Origin of the sequence: Dialister sp. (assembly GCF_051885895.1) — a bacterium.
GTDB lineage: Bacteria > Bacillota > Negativicutes > Veillonellales > Dialisteraceae > Dialister.
Window position 1 is genome coordinate 1 of record NZ_JBJEXP010000098.1, and the last position, 5,888, is coordinate 5,888.

Sequence of the window (5,888 nt, forward strand, 5' to 3'; positions counted from 1 at the left end):
GCAGAAGAGGCTATGGCTGCGGCGGCTACCGCAGCTCCAATTCCGATGACCAGGGCGGCTACTACTGCCCCGGACCGGGATACTACAGGAGATAATAAAAAAAAGAGCGGACGTGGTTCCGCTCTTTTTTACTTTATCCTACGGCTCCTTCCTGCAGACCTGCCATGCGATCCGCTTCTTAAGCGTCATGTACCGGGATACCTCGCCGGCGCTCTGAGTGAGAAGATACAGGAGGAAATCCCGCAAAACCCATAGTGCCGCCCTCTTCCGGGGAAAGGCAGTATCGTAAGATGCCGGAAGGGCCGACCAGGCAGGTGTTAAATAAAAAAAACTGCATGCAGGGCCGGTCAATCTTACGAAAAATTTCCACCATTCGCTGAACCCTGTTTCAGAACCCGTCTGCACAACCCGCCTATGACAGCAGACAGGTCCCCCTATTTCATATATATGATATTATCATAGATTCTCCCGAAATCCGTATGATGCAGGAAACATATTGAAAAAGTTAGATGGAATGCGTCTGCAGAGGGGAATCGGGCGGGGAGCAGGGGCTTTCTGACGCAGCCGGTGTATTTACATATAGAGATAAATAATATAAAATGGAATAAGATTTCAATTGTATACGTTTCATGGCGTATGCAGGTTACAATATATTATGAGGTGATCAAATGAGTGAATTGCTTCGCGTGGAAAATCTCCACGTTTCCGTAGGCGGGAAAGAACTCCTCCACGGCATTAACCTCACCGTGAACAAGGGGGAAGTCCATGTTATTATGGGTGTTAACGGGGCAGGCAAGTCAACGCTGCTTCACGCCATCATGGGAAATCCCGTTTACAAAGTGACTGAGGGACATATTTATTTTGAAGGACAGGAGATTACCGGCCTGTCTGTAGATAAAAGAGCCAAACTGGGCATTTTCCTTTCTTTCCAGAATCCGATTTCCGTGGCAGGAATTACCATGGAAAACTTCATCCGTACGGCGAAAGCTACTATTTCAGGGAAACAGCAGCGTCTTTTCCCTTTCAAACGGCTCATGAAGGCAAGAATGGAAGATCTGGAAATGGATCCATCCTATGGAGACCGTTATCTGAATGACGGTTTTTCCGGCGGGGAAAGAAAGAAGAGCGAAATCCTGCAGATGCGCATTCTGGATCCCAAGCTGGCCATGCTGGATGAAACCGATTCAGGTCTTGATGTGGACGCTGTGCGCATCGTTTCCAAAAATATTTCCGAATACCATAACGAGAACAATTCTCTCCTGATTATTACGCACCTGAACCAGATCCTGAAATTCATTACGCCTGAATTCGTCCATGTGCTCATTGACGGACGCATCGTAAAGGAAGGCGGCCCGGAACTGGTAGATGAAATTGAAACCAACGGCTTTGATGCATACCGCAGTGAGGTGTAATCATGGCTGAAGAGAAGAAAAAAAGCCAGGTAGAGGATATCAACCGCAGTATCTATGATGTAAAAGATAAGGTGGAATATTCCTACAAGGCGGATAAAGGGCTGACGGAAGAGGTCATCCGGGAAATCTCCAAAGAAAAGGATGAACCGGAGTGGATGCTGGAAAAACGTCTGCAGGCCCTCAAAATATACAACAAGCTGGATGTTCCGCCCTGGGCACCGGATATTTCCGAACTGGATATGGAGCATATCGATACCTATGTGCGTCCGAAGACGGATATGAAGGCCCGCTGGGAAGACCTGCCGGAAAATATCAGGGAAACCTTTGACCGGCTGGGCATTCCGGAAGCGGAAAAGAAATCTCTGGCCGGTGTGGGTGCGCAGTATGACTCCGAAGTGGTATACCACAATATCCAGAAGGAACTGGAAGAACAGGGAGTCATTTATGTTGACTTTGAAACGGCAGTAAAAAAGTATCCGGAACTGATCAAACCTTATTTCGGAAAACTGATTACTCCCAACTATCATAAATTTGCGGCTCTTCACTATGCGGTATGGTCCGGTGGATCCTTTGTGTATGTGCCCAAAGGCGTTCATGTGAAAATGCCGCTGCAGAGCTATTTCCGCCTCAATGCACCGGGTGCAGGCCAGTTTGAGCATACGCTCATCATTGTAGAGGAAGGCGCGTCCTGCCACTTCATCGAAGGCTGCTCGGCACCCCGTTACAATGTGGCCAATCTCCATGCCGGGGCGGTGGAGCTTTTCGTCAAGAAAGGGGCCACTCTCCGCTATTCCACCATTGAAAACTGGTCAAAGAACATGTACAACCTGAATACCAAGAAATCTCTGGTGGAAGAGGATGGTCATATGATCTGGGTATCCGGTTCCTTCGGATCCCATACGTCCTGCCTCTATCCGGATACGGTACTGAAAGGCGACCGTTCCACCTGTGAATTTACAGGTATTACGTTTGCAGGAAAGGGACAGTTCCTGGATACAGGCTCTAAGGTGGAAGCCCTGGGAAAAGACGTGTCTATGACCGTGAATTCCAAATCCATTTCCAAGGCAGGCGGCACTGCCATTTACCGCGGCGTAGTTTATATCGGACCGAATGCCCGGGGAACCAAAGGTTCCATCAGCTGTGAATCCCTTATGCTGGACAATGAATCCCGTTCCGATACCATTCCGGATATTATCATTGAAAATGACGATATCGATCTGGGGCATGAAGCGAAAATCGGACGCATTCCGGACGAGGATATTTACTACCTCATGAGCCGGGGGCTTTCAGAAGAAGATGCCAAGGCCATGCTGGTCCGCGGATTTGCAGAACCGATTTCCAAGGCGCTTCCGCTGGAATATGCAGTGGAAATGAACCGCCTCATTGACCTTGAATTTGAAGGCGCTATAGGATAAGGAGGGCATTATGGAAGAAATCAGAATCAACCGGCTGCCGCTTCTTACATACCGTTATCTTCATACGAACGATACACCGGTGTCCTTTGAAGCACCGGAGAAGGGGAAGGCTCCTCTTTTTTCCGATCTTTCCTATGTGAAAGAGGGAGGCTCGCTTCCTTCCGATTTCCGGGGCGCTTCGGCAGCCACCGTAGAGGCTCTGGAAAAAGGCAGTCATTATACTATAACTATTCCTGCTGAAACAAAAGCACAGCTGACGATTACACTGACGGGAAGCAGAGAAGAATCAGATTTTAAAGGCACCTTCCTCTTTTATCTGGGGAAGAATGCACATCTGAATCTTATCTGGATCCTGAAAGGGGACACGGAAAAAGGCACCTGTCTGGCGGGCGCTTACTATGAGCTGGCAGAAAAGGCACAGCTGAAGGTGTCCCGTCTGGAAAGCGGCCTTTCCGGCGTAGCTGTTTTTGATCAGCGTCATACCGTGCTGGCTGAGGGAGCACGGGCTGACTTTTCTGCTGCCGAACTGGGCGGAGAGAATATTTATGTCCACAGCTACGGCCTCCTGGCCGGCGATCATGCGGCTATGACAGAAAAAGCAGTCTACGCAGGCACGAAGAAGCAGCACCTTGACTTCTTTTACCACATTGACCACGTGGGCAGGAAAACCCATGCGGAAATCGATGTAAAAGGCGCCCTGGATGATGAATCAAAGAAAATTTTCCGGGGTACTCTTGATTTCAAGAAGGGCTGCAGCGGTTCTGTGGGAGATGAAGGAGACTATGCTATCCAGCTGTCTCCCCGGACGAAAAATATTTCCCTGCCGCTCCTCCTCTGTACGGAAGATGATGTACAGGGAAACCATGCATCCAGTGCAGGACAGCTGGATGCCAATACGATTTATTTCCTCATGAGCCGTGGATTCTCTCTGGAAGAAGCCAGAAGAATTGTGATAGAAGCCCTCATCCGCCCCATTGTGGACAGTATGGATGAATCGGTGAGAGAAGAAATTATAACAGAACTCAGGCAGAAACTGGATTCGAAGGAGATATAATGAACAGTGAATTAATCAGAAAAGATTTCCCTATTCTGGCAACCAAGGTCAACGGCCATCAGATTGTCTATTTTGACAACGCCGCCACCACCCAGAGACCGCTCCCTGTGGTCAATGCAGTGGCAGACTATGTGGTCCATGAAAACGGGAATCCTCACAGAGGCGCTCATATTTTTGCCATTTCCGCCTCCGAAGCCTATGATACATCCAAGGAAGTGGTACGGAAATTCCTGAATGCCAGAAGTGCAAAGGAAATTATCTACACAAGAAATACCACTGAATCCCTGAACCTGGTGGCCCGCTCCTATGGAGAAACCCACATTCATAAAGGCGACCATATTCTTATTACCATTGCGGAACATCATTCCAATCTGGTTACCTGGCAGCGGGTAGCCCAGAAAACCGGAGCCGTGCTGGACTACATTTATGTAGATAAGAAGACCGGCCATTTCCCGGAAGAAGAACTGAAAAAGATCGATGATCCCCGGGTAAAACTCTTTGCCTTTGCAGAAGTATCCAATGTGCTTGGCATTGATTTCGATCCCAAGCCTCTGATTCAGAGAGCCCATGCGCATGGTGCGGTGGTCGTTCTTGACGGTGCTCAGTCCACACCACATAAAAAAGTGGATGTACAGGATCTGGACTGCGATTTCTTTGCCTTCTCCGGTCACAAAATGTGCTCTATGGGAGGCATCGGCGTACTTTATGGCAAAGAAGAACTGCTCAATGACATGGAACCCTTCCTCATGGGCGGCGACATGATTGAAGATGTTCATGAACAGGAAACCACCTTTGCTGAACTGCCCGCCAAATTTGAAGCAGGCACCCAGTATGTGGAAGGCGCCGTCAGCCTGGTAGCAGCAATCAAATATGTAGAAGCCATCGGCTATGATGAAATCAGGGCCCAGGAACGGCGTCTTGTCACCCGCTGCCTGGAAGGCATGAAGAAACTGCCCTTCATCCATATCATCGGACCTACCAATCCGGAAGAAAAAGAAGGGCTGGTAGCCTTTGAAGTGGAAGGCGTCCATCCCCATGATGTAGCGCAGATCCTTTCCGCAAAAGGCATCTGCATCCGTACCGGACACCACTGTGCAGAACCGCTGCACTACTATCTGGGAATCAATGCCTCCTGCCGTGCTTCCTTCTATTTCTACAATACGGAGGAAGAAGTGGACTATTTCCTCAGAGAACTGAAAGACGTACGTAAAGTAATGGGGTATGATGACTGATGGAATTAAAACAGCTCTACACCGATCTGATCCTGGAATACAATAAGGATAAGACCAATAAACGCAAAATCAATGAACCCACTGTCCATGAGCATGGACATAACCCCAGCTGCGGAGATGATATCGATATCGAAGCCAAGGTGGAAAACGGAGTGATTACCGACCTGGCCTACACCGGTACCGGCTGTGCCATCAGCCAGGCCTCCACCGCCATGATGGCTGAACTTCTCCAGGGAAAAACCGTAGAAGAAGGCCTTCGCCTCTGCCGTCTTTTCTTGGATATGATCCGCGGGAAAGTGACCGATGACGCCCAGCTGGAAGAACTGGAAGCGGCTATTACCCTGAAGGCTATTTCCCAGATGCCTGTCCGTGTCAAATGTGCTACTTTAGGATGGCATACTTTGGAAATGGCATTGGAAAAAGTAGAAAAACAGCTGAAAAACAACTGATATGGATAAAAGTAGGGAACTCTAAGTGATGATAGAGTTCCCTGTTTTTTTATTGGAGAAACTGCCTGTATTGAGGCCTGTTATTACAAGTGATGATTCCCGTATGTACCAGGATGATGCAATGCTGCAAAGACAGCAGCTGGCAGAGAAAATGAAAAACAATAAATTGAGATTTGACAATAGAAGAAATGGAGTGGATAATGAATAAAGAATAAATAATAATTATAATAATTATAATAATAAATAAAGAAATAAATTAGTTTTTACAATGAAGGGGAATATGAGAACTGGAGCGCTTTGCGCTTTTTTCAGTTCTCTTTTTTTAT

5 protein-coding genes are annotated in these 5,888 nt (G+C 47.9%); all 5 read left to right on the forward strand.

The features are described 5' to 3' along the window. Window positions 1-668 precede the first annotated feature (668 nt). Genes sufC through sufU form a run of 5 tightly spaced genes read left to right on the forward strand, consistent with a single transcriptional unit; the run spans window position 669 to window position 5,562 of the window. Window positions 669-1,412 carry a Fe-S cluster assembly ATPase SufC gene (gene sufC, locus ACI4N7_RS08490; RefSeq protein ID WP_439732927.1) on the forward strand — a complete coding sequence of 248 codons (744 nt, stop codon included), beginning with the start codon at window positions 669-671 and terminating at the stop codon, window positions 1,410-1,412. A gap of 2 nt (window positions 1,413-1,414) precedes the next feature. After that, the gene (gene sufB / locus ACI4N7_RS08495; protein ID WP_439732928.1) at window positions 1,415-2,827 is read left to right on the forward strand and encodes a Fe-S cluster assembly protein SufB; all 1,413 of its coding nucleotides are present in this window, start codon (window positions 1,415-1,417) and stop codon (window positions 2,825-2,827) included. Between the two features lie 10 nt (window positions 2,828-2,837). Next, the gene (locus ACI4N7_RS08500) at window positions 2,838-3,881 is read left to right on the forward strand and encodes a SufB/SufD family protein (protein ID WP_439732929.1); all 1,044 of its coding nucleotides are present in this window, start codon (window positions 2,838-2,840) and stop codon (window positions 3,879-3,881) included. Next, window positions 3,881-5,113 carry a SufS family cysteine desulfurase gene (locus ACI4N7_RS08505; RefSeq protein ID WP_439732930.1) on the forward strand — a complete coding sequence of 411 codons (1,233 nt, stop codon included), beginning with the start codon at window positions 3,881-3,883 and terminating at the stop codon, window positions 5,111-5,113. Before ACI4N7_RS08500 ends, ACI4N7_RS08505 begins: the two co-directional genes overlap by 1 nt. Continuing rightward, the gene (sufU, locus tag ACI4N7_RS08510) at window positions 5,113-5,562 is read left to right on the forward strand and encodes a Fe-S cluster assembly sulfur transfer protein SufU (protein WP_439732931.1); all 450 of its coding nucleotides are present in this window, start codon (window positions 5,113-5,115) and stop codon (window positions 5,560-5,562) included. The genes ACI4N7_RS08505 and sufU overlap by 1 nt, the downstream gene beginning before the upstream one ends. Window positions 5,563-5,888 lie beyond the last annotated feature (326 nt).

Excerpts from the sequence above, each read along its gene's own strand:
- ACI4N7_RS08500 (WP_439732929.1), top strand. The coding sequence starts at position 2,838 with ATGGAAGAAATCAGAATCAACCGGCTGCCGCTTCTTACATACCGTTAT.
- sufB (WP_439732928.1), top strand. The coding sequence starts at position 1,415 with ATGGCTGAAGAGAAGAAAAAAAGCCAGGTAGAGGATATCAACCGCAGT.
- sufU (WP_439732931.1), top strand. The coding sequence starts at position 5,113 with ATGGAATTAAAACAGCTCTACACCGATCTGATCCTGGAATACAATAAG.
- ACI4N7_RS08505 (WP_439732930.1), top strand. The coding sequence starts at position 3,881 with ATGAACAGTGAATTAATCAGAAAAGATTTCCCTATTCTGGCAACCAAG.
- sufC (WP_439732927.1), top strand. The coding sequence starts at position 669 with ATGAGTGAATTGCTTCGCGTGGAAAATCTCCACGTTTCCGTAGGCGGG.